This is a genomic window from Pandoraea sp. PE-S2R-1, assembly GCF_002179865.1.
Classification (GTDB): domain Bacteria; phylum Pseudomonadota; class Gammaproteobacteria; order Burkholderiales; family Burkholderiaceae; genus Pandoraea.
Genome location: NZ_NGUR01000016.1, coordinates 50,576 through 76,896, shown reverse-complemented (window position 1 = coordinate 76,896; position 26,321 = coordinate 50,576). Strand labels below are relative to the sequence as shown.

The following is a 26,321-nucleotide window of genomic DNA, read 5'->3' as shown; positions in this document are numbered from 1 at the left end:
CGAATACCTCCCTGTGCTACACTCCGAAAATGATCGTGATCAGATTGATTTAATTTTATCTATCAATGACTTACGAGACTTTGTGTGTAACGAAAGGAGAGCGCCATGAGCATGAAAGACAGACTGATATCCTCGCTCCGCAAGCGTAGAGCGGAAGTCTTTCTGCGTGCCGACTTCGCAGACCTTGGGAGTGAGGCACAGCTCAGCCGCGCGTTACGAGAACTTGTCGACGACGGGATCATCGTCAAGCTGGGGGTTGGGGTGTATGCGAAAGCAAAACCTAGCGTCCTGTCCGGCAGGCCGATCCCCGTACGTCCAGTCGAAGTCCTGGCGCCGCAAGTGCTCAAGAGACTTGGTGTCAGAACGTACCCCAGCAGACTAGTCGCAGCCTATAACGCCGGTCGCTCCACACAGTTGCCCGCAAAGGTTGTCATTAATACTGGAAACCGCCGCATTGCCCGCAAACTTGGGTTCGGGCAGCAATTCATTCAGTATGAGAACAATTTCCAGAGAGCAACTTGAACTTATCGATGCGCTGGTCGCGGAAGCCGACCTCGGCGGCCTCTCTGCTGCAATCTTAGAAAAAGACATTCACGTGAGCGACACGCTTCAGGCGTTGGCATCACTAAGTCACAAAAACATACGGTTGGTGTTCTGCGGCGGCACGAGCCTCTCGAAAGCCCATCGCTTAATTAGTCGAATGTCCGAAGACATCGACCTGAAGGTCGCACTTGCACCGGACCACGGGCTTTCGCAACACCAACTGAAAAAGCGACTTTCGGCCCTAAAGCAACAGGTCGTCGATTGCATGAAGGGACTGGGGTTCGTAGAGGTGCCGAAAGAAGCCATTGCACGGAACGCGAATAGGTACTTCGCAAGTGGCTGGCTATATCGGCAACAGTACGCCGCCAACACCACCCTGCGCCCACACCTGAAGCTTGAATTCACAACGCGAACACCTTGCTTCGCCACGTCGGAACGATCACTGGGGTACCTAGCGCACCAATCGGCTGGCAAAGACACGGCGGAGTTCACGATGACCTGCGTGGCTGTCGAAGAAACGCTGGCGGAAAAGGTACTTTCATTTCTCCGTCGTTTCGCCGAGCATCGTGCTGGCAAGCGGGGGGACTGGGACGACGCATTGGTGCGGCACATTTACGACACTTGGTGCATCGTCAAAGCGGATGGAGCGGCGGTCGATCTGGCGATCAGGCACTTCAATGATCTCGTTGCTTTTGACCAAGACGAATTTACCCTGCACGCCGAATTCTGCGCGAATCCGGCGGAATGCTTAGGCGAAGCATTGGAAGCGATTGGCGACGATCAACAGACGATAGACGAATACGGGACGAAACTCGTCCCATTGATCTACGGTAACGATCGGCCATCCTTCGGCGAAGCTTTCGGCGTCTTCAAGACCGTGGCGCGGACGTTTCTCCGCACGATACCGTCCACGAAGCCACCTCCCTGCCCCGTATCGCCTGTTTGCGGTCCACCGCACTAACCCGCCGCCTGACCATGCATTTGTCTTTGCCCGATTTCATCGGCATCCTCGGTGCCGCATTCGTGGTGCTTGCCTACTTCCTGAATCAGACAGACCGGCTGTCATCCGGCGATTGGCGCTTTCCAGCGATCAATCTCAGCGGCTCGGCTTTGATTACGGTGTCCCTCGTCTACAACCCGAATCCGGCGTCCCTGCTGATCGAGATCTTCTGGGGTGCGATCAGTCTCTACGGATTGCAAAAAGCCCTCAGACGCGCGAGCGCCTGAGGGCTTTTCTGTTCTGCTAATGACGTTACCGTTTAACCCGCCGATGTCCACGCCTTGTCGCGCAGCGTCGCGCGCAACCGTGAAATCGCCTGGCTGTGCAACTGGCACACACGCGATTCGCTGACTTCGAGTACCGCACCGATCTCGCGCAGGTTCAGCCCCTGCTCGTAGTACAGGCTCATCAGCAACTTCTCGCGGTCCGGCAGCCGGTCGATCGCATCCACCACGCCGTGACGCAACCCTTCATCAAGCAGCATCTTGAGCGGGTCCGCGCCCGGGTCTGCACAAATCCGGTCGATGAACGGCTCTTCATCCGCCGATTCGAAGTCTTCGTAGTAGATCAGCTGGCAGCCGTGCACGTCCTGCAACATCTGCTGATACTCAGTCAGTCCGATCGACAGCTCGCCCGCAATCTCGCTCTCCGACGGGCCGCGACCCAGCCGTTGCTCCAGCCGCTGCACCGCCTTCTCGATCTGACGCGCCGTCTTGCGAATGCCGCGTGACGCCCAGTCCAGCTCGCGCAACTCGTCAAGCATCGCGCCGCGAATGCGCTGACTCGCGTACGTCTCGAACTGCGCACCCTGCGTTTCCTGATACCGGTTCGCTGCATCGAGCAGCCCCAGCATGCCGGCCTGAATCAGGTCTTCCAGCTCCACACTCGCCGGCAGCTTGGCCATCAATTGCAGCGCCAGTCGGCGCACCAACGGCGCGTATTGGGTCAGCGTGTCGTTCGTGTCGACCTTCCCGCGCGCGGTATACATGTTTCCCTCCGCTTCCTCTCGACGCGTGCCGTGGCGCTCAGGCGGTGGCCGCAGGCAATACGCCCGCGCCATGCGCCATCTCGCCCATGTCAGCCATGCCCGCGGCCACTGTCTCGCGTGCCGCCAACGGCCAATGCATCACCTGTGCCGCCAACTGACGATACGCCACCGCCGCCGGTGCCATCGGGAACGCATCGACCACCGTGCGCGTCAGTTGTCGCGCGCGCAGCACCTGCCGGTCCGACGGCACATGACCCGCCAGCTCCAGCGACACCGCCAGATACCGGCTCGCGGTCGTGGCCAGATTGCGGCACACCACTCGCGCTTCCACATCCTCGGCGCGGTTCACCAACACCCGGAACTGCGCCAACGCATATTCGAAATGTGCCTGCTTGATCCACGAGTACGCCCCCGTGATCGACGCCGGCTCACACCCCAGCACCACCAGCACGTCATGCGCATGTGCCGCCAACGGACTCAGCAACGCGCCTGCATGCGTGCAGTCGATGACGACCACGTCCGGCTCGCCCACAGTGAGCAACGGCATGGCCCGCACCGGGTCGATGCGCTCGGGATGACGGTGCGCCACCGGCACCAGGACAAAATTGTCGCGCGTACTCACCCGAACGGCGTCGGGCGAGACCCGCCCCGCCAGCACGTCATGAATGTCGCCGCGCAGCGGCAACCCCATGGCGGGCGCGGCATGGCCGCTTTCGTCCGCCAGCACGACATCCTGACCATGATGGGCCAGCGCACTGGCCAGATTGAGGGCAACACTCGTCTGACCGGCTTCAGGCGCACTTCCCACCACCGCGACAACGCGCGTGGTATGGCGCGCCACCAACCGGCGCAGCCCTTCCGCTTGATCGAGTACGAGTTTAACCAAAGCACGCCTCGCCTGAAGGTTGGGCGGGCGCGAACAGCCCGCTGTAGTTAGGATCGACCCCGCGCACAACCGCCATCAGATCTTCCTCGGCCGGCACGAACGGCGACCCGGTCACCGGTGCCGACAACGCCGTGTCGATCAGGAACTGACGGTCTGCCACGTGCAGGTTCTCCGGCACGCGCTGCCCCGTCGACACGTAATGCACCGGCAAACGATGACGAATCACCGTGTCGAGTACCGACCCGAGATTGGTGGTTTCGTCGAGCTTCGTCAGAATACACCCGGCCAGGTCGCTGCCACCTTCCGCACTCGCGCTCCGGTAGGCATGCACCACTTCATTGAGGGTGTCGCCATGGCTCGTCGCATTGAGCAGCAACAGGCGCTGCACCGGCGTCTCGGCCCCGCACAACATCGCCACTTGCTCGGGCACGGTGCGGTCGCGCTGGCTCATGCCGACCGTGTCGATCAGCACCATATGCTTGTTGCGCAATTCGGTCAGCGCCAGACGCAGATCCGTCGCATCTTTCACCGCGTGCACCGTCACACCGAGAATCTTGCCGTAGATGCGCAGTTGCTCGTGACCGCCGATACGATAGCTGTCGGTCGTGAGCAGCGCGAGCTTCTCGGCACCGTGGCGCATCACGCAACGTGCCGCCAGCTTGGCCGTCGTCGTGGTCTTGCCCACACCGGTCGGCCCCATGAGCGCATACACGCCGCCGCGCTCCATCAGTTCGTCTTCATTGGGCATGACGGGCAAGTTGCGCTTGAGCGCGTTCTTCACCCAGTCGAGCCCGGCATCGCGGTCGCTGCCTTCGGGCAGGTGTTCCAGCAACGCACGGCCCAATTGCGCCGAGAACCCGGCGGCCAGCAGCGTGCGCAGAATCTCGCCCTGTGCCGGCGAACGGCGCTGTTTGTCGTTCCACACCAGCCCCGCCACCTGCTCTTCGAGCAGGCCGCGCATGGACTGAAGCTCACCCATCATGCTCTGCGCAAACGCGCTGGCCGCCGCCGCATCGTGTGCCGAAGCGGTTGGTCCGGCAACTGCGGCCGGCGCAGCCGCCGCGGGTTGTATGGGTTGGGCCGGACGCGGACGCGGTCGGTGCGTCGGCATATCGCCGCCGGCGAGTGCGTCCAGATCCTCTTCCGCCAGCGCGACGATTTCCACGCCGTTGGCGACCGAGCGGTTGGACAACACGACCGCGTCGGGTCCGATTTCCTCGCGAATCTGGCGCAGTGCGTCGCGGCACGTGCCCGCAAAGAATTTACGAATCTTCACGCTTGACCTCCGATGAGTGCCGTCATTTTCACGTTGCGCGTATCAGGCACTTCCGCATACGACAGAACCTTGAGCTGCGGCAAGCTGCGGCGCAAGAAGCGCGAGAGCAGCGAACGCAGCGGATGTTGAACCAGCAAGACGGCCGGCAGCCCCTGACGCTCCTGACGCGCCACGGCTGCCTGTGTTTCGCGCAACAGCGTGTCGGCGAGGCCCGGCTCCAGACCGGTACCCCCGCCAGCGGACAACGCCTGCGTCAGAATGCGTTCGAGATTGGCGTCGAGGCCAACCACTTCGAGATCGCCGTTGCCCGGGAACACGCTCTGCGTGATCGCCCGGCCCAGCGACAGGCGCACCAGCGCCGTGAGTTCGTGCGGGTCTTGCACGCGCGCGCCATGTTCGGAAATCGCATCGATGATGGTGCGCATATCGCGAATCGGCACCTGCTCTTCGAGCAGGTTTTGCAGCACCTTTTGCAGCGTGGTGAGCGCGACGGTCTTGGGCACGAGGTCTTCGATGAGCTTCGGCGCGTCCTTGCCGATGCGCTCGATGAGCTGCTGCACTTCCTGACGGCCGAGCAATTCGTGCGCATGCCCGTTGATCAGGTGGTTCAGGTGAGTGGCCACGACCGTACCGGCATCGACCACCGTGTAACCGTACGCCTGCGCCTGATCGCGCTGGCCCACGTCGATCCACATGGCCGGCAGGCCGAACGCCGGATCGCGCGTGGGTGTGCCTTGCAGCGGTGCGCTCACCTGACCCGGATCGATCGCGAGCAACTGGCCCGGATATGCCTCGCCTTCGCCGATGATCACGCCCTTGAGCGTGATGCGGTACTGGTTCGGGCGCAGTTCCAGATTGTCGCGAATGTGCACCACCGGCGCGAGGAAGCCGATTTCCTGCGCAAATTTCTTGCGAATGCCCTTGATGCGCTTGAGCAGCTCGCCATCCTGATTGCGGTCCACCAGCGGAATCAGGCGGTAACCGACTTCCAGCCCCAGCGGGTCGACCAGCGCCACGTCGTCCCACGAGGCTTCGGCCACTTCGCTGGGTGCCGACGTCGCGACCGGCGCGGGACGCGTCGACTCCTGCTTGGCGCGCTCGGTGCGCTGATGCTGCCAGCGAGCCAGTGCACCCAGCCCGAAGGCCAGCACCAGGAAGGCAAAGTGCGGCATGCCCGGAATCAGGCCCATCAACCCGAGGATGGCGGCCGTAATGCCCAGCACGCGGGGGTTGTTGAACAGCTGCGAGACGACCTGCTGACCAATGTCTTCGTCGGTCGCCACGCGCGAGACGACCACACCGGCCGCCGTCGAGATCACCAGCGCCGGAATCTGCGCGACCAGGCCGTCACCGATCGTGAGCAACGTGTAGTTCTTGGCCGCCGTGCCGATGTCCAGACCGTGCTGGGCTACGCCGACGATCAAACCGCCGACGATGTTGATGACCATGATCATCAGGCCCGCCACCGCATCGCCGCGCACGAACTTCGATGCACCGTCCATCGAGCCGTAGAAGTCGGCTTCCTGCGCGATCACCGTGCGGCGCTTGCGCGCTTCGTCTTCCCCGATCAGGCCGGCGTTCAGGTCGGCGTCGATGGCCATCTGCTTACCCGGCATGGCGTCCAGGGTAAAACGCGCGCCCACTTCGGCGATACGCCCGGCACCCTTGGTGATCACCATGAAGTTGATGACCACGAGGATGATGAACACCACGATACCGACGGCGTAGTTGCCACCGACGAGGAAGTGGCCGAACGCCTCGATCACCTTGCCGGCCGCATCCGGGCCGGTGTGACCTTCGAGCAGCACCACCCGGGTGGACGCCACGTTCAGCGACAGGCGCAGCAGCGTGGAGAACAGCAGCACGCTCGGGAACGCCGCGAAGTCGAGCGGCTTTTGCGTGTACATGCTAACCAGCAGCACCATCACGGCGAGCGCGATGTTGAACGTAAAGAGCAGATCCAGGATGAACGGCGGCAACGGGAGGATCATCATGCCCAGAATCATGACGATCAGCACCGGCGCGGCGAGTGACTTCAGGTTGCCGCCGAGCAACGTTTGGGACGAGCGCAGAAACTGGTTCGCGCGGGGGTTGAGGTTCATTCGTTACGCTCCGGCGCGCGGCAGCGCGTCGAGTTCAGCCGGGACCGGCAGATCCGACGGGGTACGCGGCTCGGCGCCCCCTTCGTTACGCCAGCGGCGAAGCTGGAAGACCCACGCAAGCACTTCGGCCACGGCCGTGTAGAGCGTGGCCGGAATTTCATGACCGATTTCCACGTGCTTGTGCAGCGCACGGGCCAGCGGCGGGGCTTCGAGAATCGGGATGCGGTGCTCTTCGCCCATTTCGCGGATACGTTTGGCCACCAGATCGGTGCCCTTGGCCAGCACACGCGGGGCGCGCATGTTGTCCTTGTATTCGAGCGCGACGGCAAAGTGCGTCGGGTTGGTGACGATCACGTCGGCCTTGGGCACGTCCTGCATCATGCGCCGGCGCGCCGCCTGGCGCTGCAACTGGCGGATATGCGCCTTGACGTGCGGATCGCCTTCGTTTTCCTTGTTCTCCTGGCGCACTTCCTCTTTGGTCATGCGCAGCTTCTTGTAGTGCTGCCAGAGCTGGAACGGAATATCGATGGCCGCCACCAGCAGCAGCGACATTACGATGAACGCACAGCACACCACGATCATCTCGCCCACGTGCGGCAGGGCCACACGCGGCGACTGGGTCATCAGGCCCATCACGGCGTCGCGGTCGCGGGCGATCGCCCAGTAAGCGACGGAGCCCACGAGCACGGTCTTGGCGATGGCCTTGATCAGCTCGACCAGACCCTGCGTGGAGAACATGCGCCCCAAACCCTTCGCCGGGTTCAGCCGGCCGAAGTTGGGTGCAAGCGATTTGGTGGAGAAGAGCCAGCCGCCCAGCGCCATGGGCGCGGTGATCGCCGCCAGCACCAGCAGGCCGAGCAGCGGGGCAATGACCATGAGGGCGTCGGCCCCCGAGTGGGCGGCGTTGGCAAGCATGCGGTGGGTGTCGAGCGCAGTGCCCGGCTCGAATTGCATGCCGTGACGCATCAACTGGGCGAAGCCTTGGGAGATCCGGTCGGCGGTCATCCACATGCCCGCGACACCGGCAGCCAGCAGGGCAAAGGTGGATAGCTCGCGCGAACGCGCAACCTGCCCCTCCTCGCGCGCCTTTTCAAGACGCCGGGGAGACGCGGGTTCCGATTTTTCGAGATCGCTTTCCTCAGCCATGCCCTATCCACGTCGGGCGGACAGACCCACCCTATCCCGACCGATTATGTCCGTAACCGTCAAGACACAAAGGGGGGAATAGAGGCGGGAATGGGCGGTATTTCAGAACCCGAGGCTGGCAAGCAGGTCATCGACCTGCTCTTGATCGGACACGATGTCCGTGCGACCTTCTTTTTTGACCTGCGGACCGTTGAGCAGGGAGTCTTCCGCTTCCTTGCGCTTCTCGGGCGGCATGTTCTCGAGCAGCGTCTGGAACAGGTGCTTCTCGATCTCCTGCACGACTTCCATGATCTTCTTGATGACCTGACCGGTCAGATCCTGAAAGTCCTGCGCCATCATGATTTCCATCAGATGGGCATTGGTCGCGCGGGTGTCTTCGGGCACCCGGCGCAGGTAGCCGCGCGTCTCGGTGACCAGCTTGCGCGCGTCTTCGAGTTCGAGCGGCTGGTCGAACCACTTCTCCCAGCGCGCGTCGAGCGCGTTGGCGTCGACTTCCAGCCGCTCCTGAATGGGCTTGGCCAGCTCAATCGCGGTGAGCGCGCGCACGGCGGCCTGTTCCGTCATCGTCGCGACGTAGTTCAGCCGGTCGCGCGCGTCGGGAATGGCCTCGGCGGCTTGCTCGAGTTGTTTATCCAGGCCGAGTTCGCGCAGGTTGTCGCGCAGCATGCGCGTCAATTGCCCGATGCGCATGAGCATGCGCTCGGCCGGGTCTCCTGCCGGCGCGGCCCCGTTGGGCTCGACCGGCCATTCAGTGCTCGCGTCGTGGGTCACGCTCAGGCCCCCGTCTTTTCCATTTTCTCGAAGATCTTGCCCAGCTTTTCATCCAGGGTTGCGGCCGTGAACGGCTTGACCACATACCCGCTCGCCCCCGCCTGCGCGGCAGCGATGATGTTTTCCTTCTTGGCTTCGGCAGTCACCATCAGCACCGGCAGCTTCGAGAGGTTCGGGTCGGCGCGAATCTGCTGGAGCATCGTCAGGCCGTCCATGTTCGGCATGTTCCAGTCCGAGACCACGAATTCGAAACTGCCGCCGCGCAGCTTGGCCAGCGCCGCCGCGCCGTCTTCGGCTTCGTCGACGTTCGAGAAACCCAGCTCCTTGAGCAGGTTTCGCACAATCCGGCGCATCGTCGGGAAATCGTCGACGACCAGAAACTTCAAGTTCTTGTCTACCATCATCACTCCAATTCGGCCGGTGCCCCCGAGGGGCCCGGCGCCATTTCATGGGGCCTTCGCCGCAGCACTCCAGTGCCCTGGGTACTCGCAAAACATGCGAAGCATACTGCGAAAACGAAAAGCGCCCTACTATACTCGTTGCGTGCGTTCGCCAAATTTCGCGACCTGATGCAGCACTTTGCGCGCCATCTCCGACAGGGGCACGACCTCTTCGGCCCCGCCCATCGCAATGGCTTCGCGCGGCATGCCGAACACGATGCAGCTCGCTTCGTCCTGCGCAAACGTGTGCGCGCCTGCCCGGCGCATCTCCACCAGTCCGGCCGCACCGTCGCGGCCCATCCCCGTGAGGATCACCCCGATCGCATTGCGCCCGGCGTGGACCGCTGCGGAGCGAAACAATACATCGACCGACGGCCGATGTCGATTCACCGGCGGTGCCGGGTCGAGCAAGGCCACATAGTTGGCACCGCTGCGCGAGAGCTGCAAGTGGGTGTCGCCACCCGGCGCAATATACGCATGGCCCGGCAGCACGCGCTCACCATGCTCGGCTTCCTTCACCGTGATACGGCAAAGCCCGTTCAGGCGCTGCGCGAACGACTTGGTAAAGCCGGCCGGCATATGTTGCGTAATCAGAATCGCGGGCGCATCGGGCGGCATCGGCACGAGCACCTCGCGAATCGCTTCGGTCCCGCCCGTCGACGCGCCGATGATGATCAACTTTTCAGTCGACACCAGCGGGTTGCGCAACAGCGGCGCCGCTTCGATCGGTGCCGGCGTTGCGCTCTTGGGCGGTGCACTGCGCACACGAGCGCGCGCGGCGGCGCGAATCTTGTCGGCAATCATCTCGCCGTACTCGAGCATGCCGTCGCGAATGCCCAGACGCGGCTTGGTCACGAAGTCGACCGCGCCCAGTTCCAGCGCGCGCAGCGTGACTTCCGAGCCGCGCTCGGTCAGCGACGACACCATCAACACCGGCATCGGCCGCAGACGCATGAGCTTCTCGAGGAAGTCCAGACCATCCATGCGCGGCATTTCGACGTCGAGCGTGAGCACGTCAGGGTTGTGTTGTTTGATGAGATCGCGCGCGACCAGCGGGTCGGGTGCGGTCGCCACCACCGTCATGTCCGGTTGCGCATTGATGATCTCGGTCATCAGGCTGCGCACGAGTGCGGAATCGTCCACGCACAGGACTTTGATAGGTTCGCTCAAGCCTCCTCCATTTTTCGGTTGTCAGGCCCCGGCCGAGGCTTGGCGGTTCTGGCCGGTGGCGCAAAGAGTTCTACGGAGCCCCGTACTTCGCGTGTGCGCAGTCGCTGCGCATACGCCTGTTCGCGCTGTGCAATCGCCGGGTCTCCGCGATCGCCCAACTTCTTGACCATCACCCGGCCGGTGCGCGGCAGAAAGCACACCTTGCGCGGATGCGGTCCGAGCAGATCCTGCGCAGTCACGCGAATCTGCTCGGTCTCGAGATAGCGCAACACAAAGTTCGCGTTGCGATCCCCGATGTTCAATGTGGTCATGCCCGCCAGCACGGCGCCGCCGCCAAACACCTTGGCTTCGAGCCGCTCACGGCGTGCCCCGAGCTTGATCAGCTCGTTGATGAGCATTTCCATGGCATATGCGCCGTAGCGCATCGATGCCGAGAGCAACCGGTCGCGGTCGCTCTCGCCGTCATCGGGCAGCATGAAGTGATTCATGCCGCCGATGCCCGTGACGTTGTCGCGCACACACGCGGCCACACACGAGCCCAGCACCGTCACGAGCATGATGTCTTCGGTCGTGACGAAGTATTCGGACGGCAGCAGTTTGACGGCGCGCGTGTTGAACGCGCTGTCGAAGTAATGATTGGTCGCGAGGGCTTCGGCCAGCGGCTGCGCCATGTCAGGCTCCCCTTGCTCCGGTGCCGGCCAGTTCGTACACCGTCTGCCCGCGCAGACGGAACGCCCGGCTCACATACGTGAAGTTCTCGGAGTGCCCGGCAAAGAGCAGTCCGTCCGGTTTGAGCAACGGCACGAAGCGCTCGAGAATGCGCGCCTGCGTCGCCTTGTCGAAATAGATCATCACGTTGCGGCAGAAGATCACGTCGAACGGCCCGCCAAGCTGCCACGACGGGGCGAGCAGGTTGAGCGGCGCAAACGTGACCAGTTGCTGCAATTCGGGGCGCACCTTGATCTTGCCGGCGTTCGCACCCGTGCCACGCAGAAAGTGGCGGCGCAGTTGCTCTTGCGAGAGCTTGCCGGTTTGCTCGCCGTTGTAGACCGCCGCCGAGGCGCGTGCGAGCACCTGCGTGTCGACGTCGGTCGCAATCACGCTGGCGTTGGGCCGCGAGCCCAGCGTATCGACCAGCGTCATCGCAATCGAATACGGTTCTTCGCCGGTCGAGGCCGCACAGCACCAGATCGAGATCGGCTTGGCGCGGTTACGGATGAAATCGGCGAGCAGCGGGAAGTGATGCGATTCGCGGAAGAACGACGTCAGGTTGGTGGTGAGCGCGTTGGTGAACGACTCCCACTCGCTGTCACCGGTGTCGGCTTCGAGCATGTCGAGGTATTCGGTGAAGCTCGTCATGCCGAGCGCGCGCAGCCGCCGTGCGATGCGGCTATAGACCATCTCCCGCTTGTGTTCGGCCAGTGCGATGCCCGCACGCTGATAAATCAGATTGCGAATGCGGCCGAAGTCGGCCAGCGAGAACGCGAAGTCGCGCTCGCCCGCGAGCGCAGCCCCGCTGGCACGGGCAAACTCCGTGCTGCGGCTGCCGTCGCCACCCTCGTTGCCGGGGGCGCCGCGACGCGTCGTATGCGAGGTAATGCGCGAGTCAGTCATTGAGTTTCACCGGCGTCAGTGGCTCGCCTTATGCCGCGCGAGCGAACGGTTGCGGCGGGCTCTCGCGACGCGTGGCGCTCATCGCATGAATACTTGCGCTGCCCGCCCCGCTCGTCTGGAACACCGAAACCGCCGCACGCAGTTCGTGCGCCTGCGATTCCAGTGCCCCGGCGGCCGCAGCCGCCTCTTCCACGAGTGCCGCATTCTGTTGCGTGACTTCGTCCATCTGGGTCACGGCACGATTGACCTGTTCGATGCCGTTCGACTGCTCGGCCGACGCCGCCGAAATTTCGCCCATGATGTCGGTCACACGCTTGACCGCCTGCACGATCTCTTCCATCGTCTGGCCCGCTTGTGCAACCTGCGAGGTGCCGTCCTGCACCCGGCGCGACGACTCTTCGATCAGTGCCTTGATTTCCTTCGCGGCCGACGCGCTGCGCTGCGCCAGCGTGCGCACTTCGCCCGCCACCACCGCGAAGCCACGGCCTTGTTCGCCCGCACGTGCGGCTTCCACGGCGGCGTTCAGGGCGAGAATGTTGGTCTGGAAGGCAATGCCGTCGATCACGCTGATGATGTCCACAATCTTGCTGGAGCTGGCGGAAATGCCATCCATCGTCGTGCCGACCTGCCCGGCCACCTGTCCGCCACGCGAGGCGATCTCCGACGCGGTCACCGCGAGCTGGCTGGCCTGACGCGCGTTGTCGGCGTTCTGCCGGACGGTTGCCGTGAGCTGCTCCATCGACGACGCGGTTTCTTCCAGCGAAGCGGCTTGTTGTTCTGTACGCGCCGACAGATCGGTATTGCCCGCCGCAATCTGCTGCGCGGCCGTCGTGATCGACTCGGTACCTTGTCGAATCTGTCCGATGGTGTCGGCCAGCGTGTGTTGCATGCGCTGCATCGCGAACAGCAGGCTGGAGTTGTCGCCGGCGGCCACATTCACGTGGCTTTGCAGATCGCCTGCTGCAATGCGTTGCGCGATTTCTGCCGCATATTCGGGCTCGCCGCCAAGGCTGCGCTGCACATTGCGGATGATCGCGACCATGGCCGCCGTGACGATGCCGCCGATGAGCAACAGCACGATGCCGTAGCGCAGCAGCGTCGCGAGGAACGCATCGTCGACGTCCTGCACGTACACACCGCTCATGAAGCCCCAGTCCCACGGCGCGAAGTACTTCACGAACGAGAGCTTGGCCATGCGCTTGTCGCTACCGGCCACTCGCCCGTAATAGTCGACGAAGCCTGCGCCCTTGTCTTTGGCCACGCGGGCCATTTCGACATAAAGCAGCTTGCCGTTCGAATCCTTGTAGGTGGAGACGTCCTTGTTCACCAGATCGGCGAGCGTCGGGTGCATGAGCACGGTCGGCTTGGTGTCGAAGATGACCACATAGCCGCTGCCGCCGTCGCCGTAGCGCATCGACTTCAGACGTGCCATTGCCTGCTGTTTGGCCTCGGCCTCAGGCATCTTGCCCGCAGCGGCCTGTGCGGCGTAATCGCGCACGATGCCGTCGGCGGTGGTCACGATGTCCTGCACGGCGTCTCGCCGCTCGGCCAGCATCGTGCCGCGTTCATGCCACGACGCCCAACCGCCGAGCAATAAAAGACCCAGCCACATCAGCGCGAGCGCGGACCAGAGTTTTGCCTTGAGACTCAACTGCATCATGATGTGACCCTCCACCACCGGCTCACCGTCGCGCGGACATCGTGTCCCGCACGCACGGCGGCTTTTGTCTTACCCATTGTTGCCACTTGCCGACACGTACCGCCCGGAGCTGTAAGCTGCCACTCCGGACCGGCATGTGCACCGTTCCTGTAGTTACTGCTGGTGTTGCCTGTACTGCACGTAATGCTGGTGCTGCGGGTGTTGCCTGTACTGTGTTGCCGGAAGGGCGCGCTATCGCGTGATAGCGCGCGCTTCAAGACGATCAGAACGTTTCCCAATCGCCGTTGGCGTCATCCGTGCCGGTGCGGGCTGCCGGGGCAGCAGCGGCGGGGGCTGGACGGCGCAGCGGTGCGGCTGCCGGAGCGGCCTTGGGTGCTGCCGCCTTCGGGGCTGCTGCCGGGGCCGGCGCGGCGGTCTTTCTGACCGGCGGGCGAGCAACGGCGCGCGGTGCGGGCGCTGCCGCCAGTGCCGGTGCAGCATGCGCGGCGTGACCGGCTTGGGCACCTGCGGCCTGACTGGCGTCCAGACGGAACACCGAGACGACCGACTTGAGGCGGTTGGCCTGCTCTTCGAGCGACCCGGCGGCGGCGGCGGCTTCTTCGACGAGTGCCGCATTCTGCTGCGTGACTTCGTCCATCTGCGTCACGGCACGATTGACCTGCTCGATGCCGCCCGACTGCTCGGCCGACGCGGCCGAAATCTCGCCCATGATGTCGGTCACGCGCTTGACCGCCTGCACGATCTCTTCCATCGTCTGACCGGCCTGCTCGACGAGCGCCGAACCGTCCTCGACCTTGTGGGCCGAGTCTTCGATCAGTTCCTTGATTTCCTTCGCAGCTGCGGCGCTGCGCTGTGCCAGCGTGCGCACTTCGCCTGCAACCACCGCAAAGCCACGACCCTGCTCGCCCGCGCGCGCAGCTTCCACAGCGGCGTTCAGGGCCAGAATATTGGTCTGGAAGGCGATACCGTCGATCACGCTGATAATGTCGACGATCTTGCTGGAGCTCGTCGAGATGCCCTGCATCGTGCCGACCACCTTGCCCACGACGTCACCGCCGCGTGCCGCGATATCCGACGCATTCACTGCGAGCTGGCTCGCCTGACGAGCGTTGTCGGCGTTCTGTTTGACCGTGGCGGTGAGCTGCTCCATCGACGAGGCGGTTTCTTCCAGCGAGGCGGCCTGCTGTTCCGTACGGGCCGACAGATCGGTGTTGCCTGCGGCGATCTGTTGCGCAGCGGACGTGATCGACTCGGTGCCCGAGCGCACTTCGGCAACGGTACGCACGAGGCTGTCCTGCATGTGCTTCACGCCCTTGAACAGGCGGCCGGTCTCGGTGTCGTTCCACACGTCGATGCGCTGCGTGAGGTCACCGCCGGCGATTTTCTCGAAGTGCTTGATGGCGTCGTCGATCGGGCCGACGATGGCGCGCGTGAGCGTGATCTGCGTGATCAGACCGACCACCAGACCCACGAGCAGGCCGATGCCGACCATCCACATCACCAGCGTGTAGCGGGTCTGCGCCACGTCGTAGCGATCTTGCGCGTTCTTGACCTGGAGGTCGGCCAGCGTCGTCATCGCCTTGGTGTAATCGCCGAACAGGCGCGGCACATCCATCACGGTCTTGGCGTGGAAGTCGGGAATGTCGCCCGATTCGATCGCCTTGAGCGCCGGCAGAATGCCTTCGTTCACGACCTTGCTGCGGGTGGCGACGGCAGCGTCGGCCAGCGGCTTCTCGCCATCGCTCATCGGCAGGGCGGCGTAAGTGGCCCACGCATCGTCGGCCTTCTTGAGGTTGTTGCGCACCCCGTCGATGGCCGTCTTGATTTCACTCGGATCGGCGATGAACTCGATGCGCGCCAGGGTCACACGTGCGGAGAGCGTGGAGAGCGTGGTCTGTGCCAGGGCACGCGACGACGCCATGTCGTTCGTGTACATATCCTGCAACGACGCGTTGCTCTGTCGCAGCGACAAGAGCCCCACCGCGGCGCCGACGACCAGCAGCACCATGAAGAGTCCAAGCGCCAGCGTCAGCCGTGCCCGGATGGTGACATTTTTAAACATAACGACCTCTACCCCGTGAATACCGGCTCACGCCGGCGTACCCATCCCAATCACCGAAACGTTCAAAACTCTTCCCAGTCGCCCGAGTCGCTCGCGCCACCGGCAGGCGCGCTGCCGGGTGCCGCTTTGCCGCGACGCGCCGCCAGTTGCAAGACCTGCGCATCTTCCTGTGCATTCGTGGCCATCGCTGCCGAACCGGCGGCAGCGGCGGCAGCGGCAGCAGCGGCGGTTTGCGGACGGCGCGTTACCGTGCGCGCCGCAGCGGCACCGGCGCTCGCGCGCGCGGTGGCTGCACCCGCGGCAGTTGCCGAGGCTTTCGTTGCACTCGCGGCCGATGCTGTCTTGGCTGCGCTAGCAACGGGTTGCGCTGTGCTCGCTGCCGTCGAGTGACGAACGGTCTGGGCGCTGGCAGCGCGCGCGAGTGCCGCACTGCGCGCATCGCCTGCCTTGAACGCATCGCCGACACGGAACACCGAGACGGCGTCGCGCAGGCGGTGCGCCTGTTCTTCCAGCGAGCCCGCCGCAGCGGCCGCTTCTTCGACCAATGCCGCGTTCTGTTGCGTGACCTCGTCCATCTGGGACACGGCGCGGTTGACCTGTTCGATACCACCCGACTGTTCGGCGGAGGCCGCCGAAATCTCGCCCATGATGTCGGTCACGCGCTGCACGGCCTGCACGATTTCATCCATCGTCTTGCCGGCCTGCGACACCAGTGCCGAACCGTTTTCGACGCGGCCCACCGAGTCTTCGATGAGCACCTTGATTTCCTTCGCGGCCGACGCGCTGCGCTGCGCCAGCGTGCGGACTTCGCCCGCGACCACGGCGAAACCGCGGCCTTGTTCGCCCGCACGCGCGGCTTCCACGGCGGCGTTCAGCGCGAGGATGTTGGTCTGGAAGGCAATGCCTTCGATGACGCTGATGATGTCGACGATCTTGTGCGAACTCGACGAGATGCCCTGCATGGTGTCGACCACGTTGCCGACCACCTGACCACCTCGTGCTGCAATTTCCGACGCGTTGACGGCCAACGCGCTCGCCTGCTTGGCGTTGTCCGCGTTCTGCTTGACCGTGGCCGTGAGCTGCTCCATCGACGACGCCGTCTGTTCCAGCGACGCGGCCTGCTGTTCGGTGCGTGCCGACAGATCCGTGTTGCCCGCCGCGATTTCACGCGACGCCACGTTGATCGACTCGATACCCTCGCGCACGTCGGAGACGATCGACAGCAGGCTGTTCTTCATGACCGTCAGGCCGAACAGCAGTTGGCCGACTTCGTCGCGCCCGGTGCCTTCGGCCTTGCCGGTCAGGTCACCCGCTGCAATCTGCTTGGACATCGACAGCGCCACGCGCAGCGGATGGTTGATCGCACGGCGCAGAATGCTGCCGAGTACGAACAGCACGATGATGCCGCCGATCACCGCCACCGCCGTGAGCGCGCGCACGATGGTGTGCTCGCGCTGGCCCTGTTGATACAGGTCGGTCGCCTGCGTGAGTTCCAGTCGCGTGAGCACGTTGAGCTCGTCGCGCATCGGACCGTACGCGGGTTTCACTTTCTCGAGGTACGTCTGTTGCGCGCCTTCCGCCGAGCCGACCTTAAGCATTTCGACGGTCTTTTGCAGGCCATCGGTGGTGAAGCGCTGGCGAATCACGTTGAAGCGTTCGGCCTGTGCCTGCGTGGCCGGGTCGACCGACTTCATGTAGTTCGCCCACTCGCGATTGATGTCGTCGAGGCTGGCGGTAATCTCGTCGCCCGCGCGCTTCATCGCGTCGAGATTCGGGCTGCCGATGGCTTCCGCCACGAGCAATACGTCGCGGTCGAGTTTCTGGCCGATGGCGCCCAGTGTGCCGACCGGCACCATGCCGTTCTGGTACACCTGAAGCAGCTTGGCGTTGCTGCTCGACATGCCCCACAGGCCCAGTCCGCCCACGATGGCGAGCAGCAGCGCGCCGAGCACGATGATGCCGGTCAGGCGCGCGCGCAGCGTGTCGATGCGAATCTTGCGCACGAGTGCAGCGATGCCACCCCGTTCGACCCGGCCACCGCGAATGCGCAGATTGCCGGCCTGACCATTGCGAAAGCGCGCGTAAATGGTTTCAGCCTGATCGGTCGCACCGGCCGCCGGGCGCACGCGCACCGAGGTGTAACCCACCACGGCGTCGTTTTCGAGCGTCGGGGTGACGGTTGCCAACACCCAGTAGAAGTCGCCGTTCTTACGGCGGTTCTTCACGAGGCCGGTCCACGTATCGCCGCGATTGATCGTGTCCCACAGGTCGCCGAACGCTTCGGGCGGCATGTCGGGATGGCGCACGATGTTGTGCGGCGCGCCCAGCAGTTCGTCACGCGAATAGCCACTCACCTCCACGAAGGCGGGATTGGCATACGTGATCCGCCCCTTCAGATCCGTTCGCGAGATCAGGTACTGATGCTCGCCGATGACGAATTCGTTCTGGGTGACGGGCTGGTTATCGCGCACGTGCTCGGTCTCCGTAGTCTTCGGGTGAGTGGGTTATGTCTGTGGGTAACGCTGCGGGTGTCTCTGCCCGTCTGCTTCCGTCTGTTTCGATCACTTTGCTGCTGTCGGCACGGCATCTCCGGACGCCGCGCCGTGGTGCTGCGCCTTAGCCGACCTTAGCTCGCCAGACGCTCGATCAGCGCCATGTCGTCGCTGGTCATGAGCTTCTCGATGTCCATCAGGATCAGCATGCGGCCTTCGACCGTGCCCAGCCCCGTGATGTACTCGGTCGCCAGTTGTGCGCCGAACTCCGGTGCCGGCTTGATTTCGCCGCGCGCGAGCGTGAGTACGTCGGACACACCGTCAACGACCATGCCGACCACACGGCCGGCCACGTTCAGAATGATCACGACGGTCTGGGTGTCGTACTCGACACGGCCGAGGCGGAACTTGATACGCATGTCCACGATCGGCACGATGATGCCGCGCAGGTTGATCACGCCCTTGATGAAGTCGGGGGCGTTGGCGATGCGCGTGACGGCGTCGTAGCCGCGAATTTCCTGCACCTTCAGGATGTCGATGCCGTATTCCTCTTCACCGAGCGTGAAGACCAGAAATTCCTGGCCGTCGCCCTCGGTCTGCATGGCGCCGCCCTGGCGCGACATGGCATGCTCTTGCGAAAGCTTTTCCATCTGACGACTCTCCGACTTCAGTTGAAGATGGTGGCCGATGCCGAGCGCTGGCCGCGCTGAAGCGCCGCCACGTCCACGATCAGGGCCACACTGCCGTCACCCATGATGGTGGCGGCAGAAATACCGTGAATACGGCGGTAATTGGTTTCGAGGTTCTTCACCACGACCTGCTGCTGGCCCACCAGCTCGTCGACGAGCAACGCAAAGCGGCGGCCTTCAGCTTGCAGGATCACGATGATGCCCTGCGTGGGATCCCCACGCGCCTCCGGCACGTCGAACGCGCGGTACAGCTCCACGAGCGGCAGATACTCGCCGCGCACCAGCACGACCTGCCCTTCACCGGTCACCGCGCGAATGTCGTCGCGGCGCGGTTGCAGCGACTCCATCACGAAGTTCAGCGGCAGAATGAAGATCTCCGTGCCGACCTTGACGGACATGCCGTCGAGAATCGCCAGCGTAAGCGGCAGCACGATGCGGATGGTGGTGCCCTTGCCGCGCGTGGACAGAATCTCCACGTGGCCGCCCATCTGCTGGATGTTTCGTTTGACGACGTCCATACCGACGCCACGGCCCGACACGTCGGTCACGGCTTCGGCCGTCGAGAAACCCGGCGCGAAAATCAGTTGCCAGACTTCCTCGTCCGCCATCGAGTCGGACACGTTCATGCCTTGCTGCTGCGCCTTGGCGAGAATCTTCTCGCGGCGCAGGCCGGCACCGTCGTCGCTCACTTCGATCACGATGTTGCCGCCCTGATGCGCGGCAGACAGCACGAGCTGGCCCACGGGGTCTTTGCCCGAGGCGAGACGCGCTTCCGAGGTTTCGATACCGTGGTCGAGACTGTTACGCACCAGGTGCGTGAGCGGATCGATGATGCGCTCGATCAGGCTCTTGTCGAGTTCGGTCGCCTGGCCGAACGTGACCAGTTCGATCTGCTTGCCGAGCTTGGTCGCGAGATCGCGCACCAGGCGGGGGAAGCGCGAGAACACATAGTCCATCGGCATCATGCGGATGGACATGACCGCTTCTTGCAGGTCGCGCGCGTTGCGCTCCAACTGGCCCATGCCGTTGAAGAGACGGTCGTGCAGCATCGGGTCGAGGCTGCTGGCCGTCTGCGCAAGCATGGCCTGCGTGATCACCAGTTCGCCCACCAGATTGATGAGCTGGTCGACCTTTTCCACACCCACACGAATGGAGCTGTTCTCGTGACCGGCAGCGCCGCCGGCGGCCGGGGCCGCGGCGCGCTTTTCCGGCGGATGGGTGCCATTGCCGCCATTTCCACCACTGGCACCGGCTTGCGCGACGGGGGCCGGCGGCACCACGATCTGCTCGGGTGCAGGCGCGGCTGCCGGGGCAGCGGCGGGGACTTCGATCTGGGCGGGCGCGGCGGCGATCGGTTCGAAGATTTCGACGGCGGGCTGTGCGACCGGGGCCGCAGCAACGGGCGCGGCAGGCGCAACCGGCGCAGCGGGAGTCGCGGCAGCAAGCGCGGCGACCGCAGCGGCATCCTGCACGTCGATCTGCGACGGCTCGATCACGAAGCAGCACACGGCGAGAATGTCGTCGGCGCCGCAGGTGGTGTCGAGCCACAGGTGCAATGCGTTGTCGACCGACTGGCGACCGGCCACGTGACCGAGGTTGCCGAGTTCTTCGGCAAGCAGGGTCTGGTCCTTTTCGCTCACGCCCGTGAGCGTGACCTTGAGGCGAGTCTGCCCGGGTGCGACCGGACTGGTGGGTGCGCCACTCGCGTCGGTCGTGGCTTCGGGCGCCGCAGGCGCGGCCGCCGCAACGGGGGCCGGGGCAGCAGGCGAAGCCGGCGCGGCCGACGGCGCCTCGCCGCTTTCTTCTGCGGCCAAGCGTTGGAGCACCGCGCAGATGCGCGTCATCGCCTCGACATCGGGTTCACTGGAGGCGCGGTAGGCATTCAACTGTTGATGCAACACGTCTTTGGTTTCCAGGAAGGTGTCGACCATCTCGGTGCGCAACTGCAACTCGCCGCGACGCGCGCGGTCGAGCAGGTTTTCCAGCAGGTGAGTGGTCTCGGTGAGCGCGGTGAAGCCGAACGTCGCGGCCCCGCCCTTGATCGAGTGCGCGGCGCGAAAGATCGCGTTGAGCTGCTCGTTATCCGGCGCGCTCACGTCGAGCGCCAGCAAGAGATGCTCCATCTCTGCGAGCAACTCTTCCGCTTCATCGAAAAAGGTCTGGTAGAACTGGGTGATATCCACCGGTTTCCTCGTCCTAACTTGGTTGTGCCGTCGACGCCATCAACATCGTCATGTGCCCGCGCCGACAAGCGAGCCCACCACGTCGACCAGTGCCTCGGGGTCGACCGGCTTGATCAGCCAGCCGCTTGCCCCCGCTTCACGGGCCGCCGTCTTATACGCGCCGTCAACTTCTGTGGTGAGCACCAGAATCGGCGTTTGTGCGAACGCATCGAGGTCCCGCAGGGCACGAATCAGCGACAGCCCGTCCATACCGGGCATGTGCTGGTCGGTCAGCACCAGATCGAAATTCGCATTCGATGCCAGTGCCAGTGCCTCCTGTCCGTCGCGCGCGGTCGTCACGGCATAGCCGGCTTCATCGAGCGTGGCCGCCAGAATCTGACGCATTGACGCGGAGTCGTCGACCGCGAGAATCGTATTGCGTGCCTGCATGGCCTCCATGCGTCTCCTCTTCTTATCGGTTATCTCGCCGCTGCGCCGTTTGCACCCGGCGCAGCAGGGGCTGCGGGGGGTGCCGGCGGCGACGGTACGCCCGGCGGCAACACGCCACTAATGGCAGCGTTGACGGCGTCGGCGCCCGAGCCTCGGGCGTTCGTCGCATCGATCGTCGGCTGATCGCCCTCGTGCTTCACAGAAGCCTCGGCACGGCGATTGAGCACGATGATGCTGATGCGTCGGTTGATCGGGTTGTAAGCGTCGTCGCGATCGAGCGGCACGGTCGAGGCCAGCCCCACCACGCGCAAGACCTTCTCGCCATCGAGGCCGCCCGCGATCAACTCGCGACGCGAGGCGTTCGCGCGATCGGCCGACAGCTCCCAGTTGCTATAGCTCTTGTCGCCCTGCGCATACGCCGTCGCGTCGGTGTGACCCGAGAGGCTGATGCGATTGGGCACGTCGTTGAGCGACTTGCCGATCTCGCGCAGGATGTCGCGCATATACGGTTGCACCTGCGCGCTCGCGTTGGCGAACATCGGCCGGTTCTGATCGTCGACGATCTGAATGCGCAAGCCTTCGGTCGTCACGTCGATGAGCAACTGTTTGCGGAATTGCCTGAGCGTCGGGTTATTTTCGATCGCCTTCTCGAGCCGCGCCTTGAGTTCGCGCAAACGCTGCGCATCGGCGCGCTCGGCCAACTCGGCCGTCGTGGCCTGACGCGAGCGGACCTGATCGCCGCGCGACTTCTGGCCATCGGTACGCGTCGTGTCGGTGCCGCCACCGGGAATCACGCCGCTGTTGTCCGCTGCATTACGCCCGCCCGTGAGGGCAACCTTGAGCGGCGTACGGAAGTATTCGGCGATGCCTGTCAGTTCCTTGCTGCTCACGGAACTGAGCAGCCACATCAGCAGGAAGAACGCCATCATCGCCGTCATGAAGTCGGCGTAGGCAATCTTCCACGCACCGCCATGGTGGCCGTGCCCGCCGGCTTTGCGGCGCTTGACGATAATGGGCCGCTCGTCTTTCTCGCTCATTGCTGCCGTCCGTCAACGTGCCTTGACCTGGCGCACGTGCTCTTCGAGCTCGGCGAACGACGGGCGCACCGTGGAATACAGCACCTTGCGGCCGAATTCCACCGACAGCGCCGGGGCGTAGCCGTTCAGGCTCGCCAGCAGCGTGACCTTGATGCACTCGTAAAGCTTGACCGACTCGTTGATGCGGTGCTCGATCAATTGGGCGAGCGGCGAAATGAAGCCGTACGCCAGCAAAATGCCGAGGAAGGTCCCCACGAGTGCCTGTGCGATCAGTGCCCCCAGCACGGCCGGCGGCTGGTCGGCCGAGGCCATCGTGTGCACCACGCCCATCACTGCGGCCACAATGCCGAACGCCGGCATCGCGTCGCCGGTCTTTTGCAGACAGTGGGCAGGCACCTCGCCTTCGTGACGGTACGTTTCGATTTCGTGATCCATCAGGTTCTCGATCTCGAACGCGTTCATGTTGCCGCTGACCATCAGGCGCAGATAGTCGGTCAGGAATTCCATGATGCGCGGCTCGTTCAGAATGCGCGGGTATTGCGAGAACACCGGGCTCGATGCCGGGTCTTCCACGTCGCCTTCGATGGCGAGCATGCCGTCCTTACGCGCCTTGGCGAGCAGCACGTAGAGCAGCGCCATCAGCTCCATGTACAGCTCTTTGGTGTATTTCGAGCCCTTGAACAGCATCGGCAGCGCCTTCATCGTCGCCTTGATCGCCTTGCTGTTGTTGCCCACCACAAACGAGCCGACGCCCGCGCCACCGATGATCAGCAGCTCGGTCGGCTGAAACAGCGCGCCCAAGTGACCTCCGCCGATGACGAAACCGCCAAAGACCGAGGCAAGAACGATGATGTAACCAATGACGACAAGCACTGCCGGATACCTCTCGCAAAAATACGTCTACGGAAAAATGTCCTTCCTGTTCAGAGGGCTTAACGGCAGACAAGCAGGGAAACTGTAGGGGATGCGTCCTCGTGACGAATGTGCCGCTCAGGCAGCCAACGGCGAAATGTCCGTACCACCGGGCCCGGGCACGCCCGCCGGGGCTTCGGCCTCGACCGGCGCCAGATCGGCGGCGTGTGCATGTTTTGCTTTCCGCGTCTTACCGGCACGCGACGGCGGCGCGCACAGGCCGCAGACATACTGGCCGTGAGGCTCGTGAGCGTGCGTGACGAAATGGCCGCCGCAACGCGTGCACGGCGTCATCTGCAACATCTTGCTGTCGAAGAAACGCACCAGCGTCCATGCGCGGGTGAACCCGAGCACGGCTTCCCAGCCATGCAGTTCGACGTGTTCCAGGTACAACCGGTAGGCCTTGACGATGGCCTCGATGCCCTGGCAACCGCCGTGGTGCACGAGATGGCGATAGATGTTGTGGAAAAGCGACGAGTGGATGTTCGGCAGCCAGGTCACGAACCAGTCGGTCGAGAACGGCAGCATGCCCTTGGGCGGCGAAGCCCCCTTGAGCTCTTTGTAGAGTTTGATGAGGCGATCCCGACTGAGGCTCGTTTCCGCTTCCAGCAATTGGAGGCGGGCGCCGAGTTCGATCAGTTCGATGGCCAACTGGATCTCGCGGGCCTCGAGAACGACGCTTTTGGTACGCATATGCAGGCTTCCTGGCAGGTGACGCGGCGCGCTACCCCCGGGTAGCGCGCGAATTACATCGCGTACTTAGCCGATCTGCTCGACGGGTTGCCCCGCGAGCAGAATCGATGCGTGCGACTGCTGCATACCCACGTCCTTCGCACCGTGCGTAAGGGTCGAAAGAATCACGTGGTCGTCAAAGCGAAATCGGCACAGAAGCTGGTTCGACCCCGCGAATTTGACGAGTTGAGCCAAGGTGAGACTGCCGAGCACGTCGGCAAGTTGGTCGCTGATGCCAAGGCGGAACATCGCCGCGGCACGGTCCTCGCGAATCAGGCGCTGAGCCAGTACGAGGTAGGAGAGATTCAATTCACGAATCTCATTCAGTGTTTCGCTGTTTCGCATGCGGCCCCCCGGCGCAATGGATGATCTTGCGGTACTACTCCGTTTTCCCTCGCATTGTGGATAAAGGCGAAAGATAAAGAAATCGGAGAAAAACTACATAGAAGGGCAAGAAAAGCGGAAGTTTTTTGTAGGAGTTTTTCCTACACGTGGGGCGCGAGCGGCCCCTGCGATGCATTCGGGGGGAATGATCGGTGTGAAAAGACGGTGGCTTCACGCAAATGACACGAAGCTGCGCTCTACTACTCGTCTGTATTTCGGCCGTTTTGCGCCGAACTTTAGCCGTCTTTGCAAAAAGATTTGGGGGGCTTTTGCGAAGCGGCTGGATCGTACTTTGCCGACCCGTTTCACGCCGGAACAGTGCAATTACAAAGTGTTACAGATGTAGTGACCTGTGCCGAATCTCAGGTTTGGAAGAAAACTTCGGGCAAAGTTCCCTAAATACGCCGACGTTCGCCTGCTGCGACAGACCGCGCTTACACGTTTTCCGGTGCGGGCGGCAGCGCCGCCGGCGGACCGGCGCGGCGAATCAACAGCGTGTGCAAGCACCACGACAGCACGCCGCACACCGCAATCACGGCCGCCATGGGCACCGCCGAGCGTGCGTGCAACATCCCTACCGCCGCCCCTGCGCTGGCTGCCGCGAGGAATTGCAGGGCACCGAGCAACGCCGAGGCCGCGCCCGCCCGCTGGTGCTGGCGATTGAGCGCTTCGGCCACGGCGTTCGGCTGCGAAAAGCCCAGACTCGCCACGTAGGCGAAGAGCGGCACCATCAAACCGGGCAGTCCGCCGAGCTTGAGCGCCGCCACTGCCAACAGCACCAGCCCGAGAATGGCGACCAGATTGTTGGTACGGCGCAACACATCGGCCGGCCGGCGTTTGCGCAGCAAGTGCGCGTTGACCTGCGAGCCGAAGATGATGCCGCACGCGTTCAGGCCGAACAGCCAGCCGTAGTGGGCCGGGTCCACGCCATACAGGTTGATGAAAACAAACGGTGAGCCGGTGATGTACGCGAACATGCCGGCCTGTGCCACACCGCCTGCCAGCGCGTTGCCCATGAACTCGCGGTCACGCACCAGCGCGCCGTAGTTGTGCCATGCCGTGGCCAGCCAGTGGCGCGCCTGCTTGGCCGCGTGACGCGTCTCGGGCAGCCAGTAGACGGCCATCGCGAAGCAGATGACGCCGAACACCGTCAGGCCCCAGAAGATCCAGCGCCAGCCGACAAACATCAGCACCTGACCGCCGACGAGCGGCGCGAGAATTGGCGCGGCGCCCATGATCAGCGTCATGCGCGAGAGCACGCGGGCCACGGTATTCGTATCGAACAGGTCGCGCGCCATCGCCCGGGCGATCACGAAGCAGGCGCAGCCGCCCACCGCCTGAATGAACCGGCAGACGATCAGCGTTTCGATGTTGGGGGCGAGTGCGCAGCCGGCCGACGCGATGGTATAGAGCGCGAGACCGGCATAGAGCGGACGCTTGCGGCCGAAGCGATCGGCCAGCGGGCCGTGCAGCAATTGTCCGAGGCCCAGCCCGATGAAGAACGACGCGAGCGTGAATTGCGCTGCCGCATCCGTCGTGTTCAGTTCTCGTGCGATGCTCGGCAACGCCGGCAGATACATGTCGATCGACAACGAGCCGATGGCAGACAGAATGCCGAGAACAAACACCGAACGGAAATAGTGGGCAGACATGGCCGGGGCACCTAGGGTAATCCCGAATCATACGGCATTGTCCGTGTGCCCGTCGGCAGGGCGACACGCGGATAACACCAGATAGGCCAATGCCCGCCTTGCGGGCGGGCATTGGTTGCGGGGACATCCATCGTTCCGTGTCCGCCGGTCAGA

24 protein-coding genes are annotated in these 26,321 nt (G+C 63.7%); 3 read left to right on the top strand and 21 right to left on the bottom strand.

Annotated elements, in window-relative coordinates; translation table 11 throughout:
* Positions 1-105: 105 nt before the first annotated feature.
* The 3 genes from CDV44_RS23050 to CDV44_RS23040 are packed head-to-tail and all read left to right on the top strand — an operon-like array spanning position 106 to position 1,770.
* Positions 106-522 (top strand): DUF6088 family protein, encoded by a 417-nt coding sequence (locus CDV44_RS23050; RefSeq protein ID WP_087690911.1) that lies wholly within the window; start codon positions 106-108, stop codon positions 520-522.
* Positions 494-1,504 carry a nucleotidyl transferase AbiEii/AbiGii toxin family protein gene (locus tag CDV44_RS23045; RefSeq protein ID WP_087690909.1) on the top strand — a complete coding sequence of 337 codons (1,011 nt, stop codon included), beginning with the start codon at positions 494-496 and terminating at the stop codon, positions 1,502-1,504. The genes CDV44_RS23050 and CDV44_RS23045 overlap by 29 nt, the downstream gene beginning before the upstream one ends.
* A 26-nt stretch (positions 1,505-1,530) precedes the next feature.
* Positions 1,531-1,770, top strand: a complete 240-nt coding sequence (locus CDV44_RS23040; protein WP_212677144.1) for a hypothetical protein — start codon at positions 1,531-1,533, stop codon at positions 1,768-1,770.
* Between the two features lie 32 nt (positions 1,771-1,802).
* On the opposite strand, the gene CDV44_RS23035 is transcribed toward CDV44_RS23040, so the two are convergent.
* The 21 genes from CDV44_RS23035 to CDV44_RS22935 all read right to left on the bottom strand — a co-directional run bounded on the left by CDV44_RS23035 (position 1,803) and on the right by CDV44_RS22935 (position 26,168).
* On the bottom strand, positions 1,803-2,531 hold the full coding sequence (locus tag CDV44_RS23035) for an RNA polymerase sigma factor FliA (RefSeq protein WP_058376563.1): 729 nt from the start codon (positions 2,529-2,531) through the stop codon (positions 1,803-1,805).
* A 37-nt stretch (positions 2,532-2,568) separates the two neighbouring features.
* Positions 2,569-3,417 (bottom strand): hypothetical protein, encoded by an 849-nt coding sequence (locus CDV44_RS23030; RefSeq protein ID WP_058376564.1) that lies wholly within the window; start codon positions 3,415-3,417, stop codon positions 2,569-2,571.
* Positions 3,410-4,693, bottom strand: coding sequence for a flagellar biosynthesis protein FlhF (gene flhF / locus CDV44_RS23025; RefSeq protein ID WP_087690905.1), 1,284 nt, complete (start codon positions 4,691-4,693; stop codon positions 3,410-3,412). Before flhF ends, CDV44_RS23030 begins: the two co-directional genes overlap by 8 nt.
* The gene (flhA, locus tag CDV44_RS23020; protein WP_058376566.1) at positions 4,690-6,795 is read right to left on the bottom strand and encodes a flagellar biosynthesis protein FlhA; all 2,106 of its coding nucleotides are present in this window, start codon (positions 6,793-6,795) and stop codon (positions 4,690-4,692) included. Before flhA ends, flhF begins: the two co-directional genes overlap by 4 nt.
* 3 nt (positions 6,796-6,798) lie before the next feature.
* On the bottom strand, positions 6,799-7,941 hold the full coding sequence (flhB, locus tag CDV44_RS23015; RefSeq protein ID WP_058376567.1) for a flagellar biosynthesis protein FlhB: 1,143 nt from the start codon (positions 7,939-7,941) through the stop codon (positions 6,799-6,801).
* A gap of 102 nt (positions 7,942-8,043) precedes the next feature.
* The gene (cheZ, locus tag CDV44_RS23010) at positions 8,044-8,718 is read right to left on the bottom strand and encodes a protein phosphatase CheZ (protein ID WP_371328806.1); all 675 of its coding nucleotides are present in this window, start codon (positions 8,716-8,718) and stop codon (positions 8,044-8,046) included.
* Positions 8,715-9,113, bottom strand: a complete 399-nt coding sequence (cheY, locus tag CDV44_RS23005) for a chemotaxis response regulator CheY (RefSeq protein ID WP_058376568.1) — start codon at positions 9,111-9,113, stop codon at positions 8,715-8,717. Before cheY ends, cheZ begins: the two co-directional genes overlap by 4 nt.
* A 129-nt stretch (positions 9,114-9,242) precedes the next feature.
* Positions 9,243-10,322, bottom strand: a complete 1,080-nt coding sequence (locus CDV44_RS23000) for a chemotaxis response regulator protein-glutamate methylesterase (protein ID WP_084656491.1) — start codon at positions 10,320-10,322, stop codon at positions 9,243-9,245.
* On the bottom strand, positions 10,319-10,993 hold the full coding sequence (cheD, locus tag CDV44_RS22995; RefSeq protein WP_058376569.1) for a chemoreceptor glutamine deamidase CheD: 675 nt from the start codon (positions 10,991-10,993) through the stop codon (positions 10,319-10,321). Before cheD ends, CDV44_RS23000 begins: the two co-directional genes overlap by 4 nt.
* 1 nt (position 10,994) lies before the next feature.
* Positions 10,995-11,936 (bottom strand): CheR family methyltransferase, encoded by a 942-nt coding sequence (locus tag CDV44_RS22990; RefSeq protein ID WP_087690903.1) that lies wholly within the window; start codon positions 11,934-11,936, stop codon positions 10,995-10,997.
* Positions 11,937-11,964: 28 nt separating this feature from the next.
* Positions 11,965-13,596, bottom strand: coding sequence for a methyl-accepting chemotaxis protein (locus CDV44_RS22985; RefSeq protein ID WP_087690901.1), 1,632 nt, complete (start codon positions 13,594-13,596; stop codon positions 11,965-11,967).
* A gap of 262 nt (positions 13,597-13,858) precedes the next feature.
* Positions 13,859-15,658 (bottom strand): methyl-accepting chemotaxis protein, encoded by a 1,800-nt coding sequence (locus CDV44_RS28670; RefSeq protein WP_087690899.1) that lies wholly within the window; start codon positions 15,656-15,658, stop codon positions 13,859-13,861.
* A 62-nt stretch (positions 15,659-15,720) separates the two neighbouring features.
* Positions 15,721-18,129 (bottom strand): methyl-accepting chemotaxis protein, encoded by a 2,409-nt coding sequence (locus CDV44_RS28665; RefSeq protein WP_087690898.1) that lies wholly within the window; start codon positions 18,127-18,129, stop codon positions 15,721-15,723.
* Between the two features lie 155 nt (positions 18,130-18,284).
* A complete protein-coding gene (locus tag CDV44_RS22970; protein ID WP_058376573.1) occupies positions 18,285-18,800 on the bottom strand; it encodes a chemotaxis protein CheW in 516 nt (171 codons plus the stop codon).
* Between the two features lie 17 nt (positions 18,801-18,817).
* Positions 18,818-21,022, bottom strand: coding sequence for a chemotaxis protein CheA (gene cheA, locus CDV44_RS22965; RefSeq protein WP_087690896.1), 2,205 nt, complete (start codon positions 21,020-21,022; stop codon positions 18,818-18,820).
* Between the two features lie 48 nt (positions 21,023-21,070).
* On the bottom strand, positions 21,071-21,451 hold the full coding sequence (locus CDV44_RS22960) for a response regulator (RefSeq protein ID WP_058379975.1): 381 nt from the start codon (positions 21,449-21,451) through the stop codon (positions 21,071-21,073).
* Between the two features lie 29 nt (positions 21,452-21,480).
* A complete protein-coding gene (motB, locus tag CDV44_RS22955; RefSeq protein WP_058376575.1) occupies positions 21,481-22,488 on the bottom strand; it encodes a flagellar motor protein MotB in 1,008 nt (335 codons plus the stop codon).
* A gap of 12 nt (positions 22,489-22,500) precedes the next feature.
* Positions 22,501-23,361: a flagellar motor stator protein MotA gene (gene motA / locus CDV44_RS22950; protein ID WP_058376576.1), complete on the bottom strand. Its 861-nt coding sequence runs from the start codon at positions 23,359-23,361 to the stop codon at positions 22,501-22,503.
* 117 nt (positions 23,362-23,478) lie between these two features.
* Positions 23,479-24,093: a flagellar transcriptional regulator FlhC gene (gene flhC / locus CDV44_RS22945; protein ID WP_058376577.1), complete on the bottom strand. Its 615-nt coding sequence runs from the start codon at positions 24,091-24,093 to the stop codon at positions 23,479-23,481.
* A gap of 66 nt (positions 24,094-24,159) precedes the next feature.
* A complete protein-coding gene (gene flhD, locus CDV44_RS22940) occupies positions 24,160-24,477 on the bottom strand; it encodes a flagellar transcriptional regulator FlhD (protein ID WP_010807753.1) in 318 nt (105 codons plus the stop codon).
* Between the two features lie 473 nt (positions 24,478-24,950).
* The gene (locus CDV44_RS22935) at positions 24,951-26,168 is read right to left on the bottom strand and encodes a Bcr/CflA family multidrug efflux MFS transporter (RefSeq protein ID WP_087690894.1); all 1,218 of its coding nucleotides are present in this window, start codon (positions 26,166-26,168) and stop codon (positions 24,951-24,953) included.
* Positions 26,169-26,321 lie beyond the last annotated feature (153 nt).

Bases quoted from the DNA above. Each gene is read 5' to 3' on its own strand.
- motB (WP_058376575.1), bottom strand. From the start codon at position 22,488: ATGAGCGAGAAAGACGAGCGGCCCATTATCGTCAAGCGCCGCAAAGCC.
- CDV44_RS23050 (WP_087690911.1), top strand. From the start codon at position 106: ATGAGCATGAAAGACAGACTGATATCCTCGCTCCGCAAGCGTAGAGCG.
- CDV44_RS28670 (WP_087690899.1), bottom strand. From the start codon at position 15,658: ATGTTTAAAAATGTCACCATCCGGGCACGGCTGACGCTGGCGCTTGGA.
- flhC (WP_058376577.1), bottom strand. From the start codon at position 24,093: ATGCGTACCAAAAGCGTCGTTCTCGAGGCCCGCGAGATCCAGTTGGCC.
- cheD (WP_058376569.1), bottom strand. From the start codon at position 10,993: ATGGCGCAGCCGCTGGCCGAAGCCCTCGCGACCAATCATTACTTCGAC.
- CDV44_RS23045 (WP_087690909.1), top strand. From the start codon at position 494: ATGAGAACAATTTCCAGAGAGCAACTTGAACTTATCGATGCGCTGGTC.
- CDV44_RS22960 (WP_058379975.1), bottom strand. From the start codon at position 21,451: ATGCAGGCACGCAATACGATTCTCGCGGTCGACGACTCCGCGTCAATG.
- CDV44_RS22985 (WP_087690901.1), bottom strand. From the start codon at position 13,596: ATGATGCAGTTGAGTCTCAAGGCAAAACTCTGGTCCGCGCTCGCGCTG.
- flhA (WP_058376566.1), bottom strand. From the start codon at position 6,795: ATGAACCTCAACCCCCGCGCGAACCAGTTTCTGCGCTCGTCCCAAACG.
- flhD (WP_010807753.1), bottom strand. From the start codon at position 24,477: ATGCGAAACAGCGAAACACTGAATGAGATTCGTGAATTGAATCTCTCC.
- flhB (WP_058376567.1), bottom strand. From the start codon at position 7,941: ATGGCTGAGGAAAGCGATCTCGAAAAATCGGAACCCGCGTCTCCCCGG.
- CDV44_RS23035 (WP_058376563.1), bottom strand. From the start codon at position 2,531: ATGTATACCGCGCGCGGGAAGGTCGACACGAACGACACGCTGACCCAA.
- CDV44_RS22935 (WP_087690894.1), bottom strand. From the start codon at position 26,168: ATGTCTGCCCACTATTTCCGTTCGGTGTTTGTTCTCGGCATTCTGTCT.
- CDV44_RS22990 (WP_087690903.1), bottom strand. From the start codon at position 11,936: ATGACTGACTCGCGCATTACCTCGCATACGACGCGTCGCGGCGCCCCC.
- cheY (WP_058376568.1), bottom strand. From the start codon at position 9,113: ATGGTAGACAAGAACTTGAAGTTTCTGGTCGTCGACGATTTCCCGACG.
- CDV44_RS22970 (WP_058376573.1), bottom strand. From the start codon at position 18,800: ATGGAAAAGCTTTCGCAAGAGCATGCCATGTCGCGCCAGGGCGGCGCC.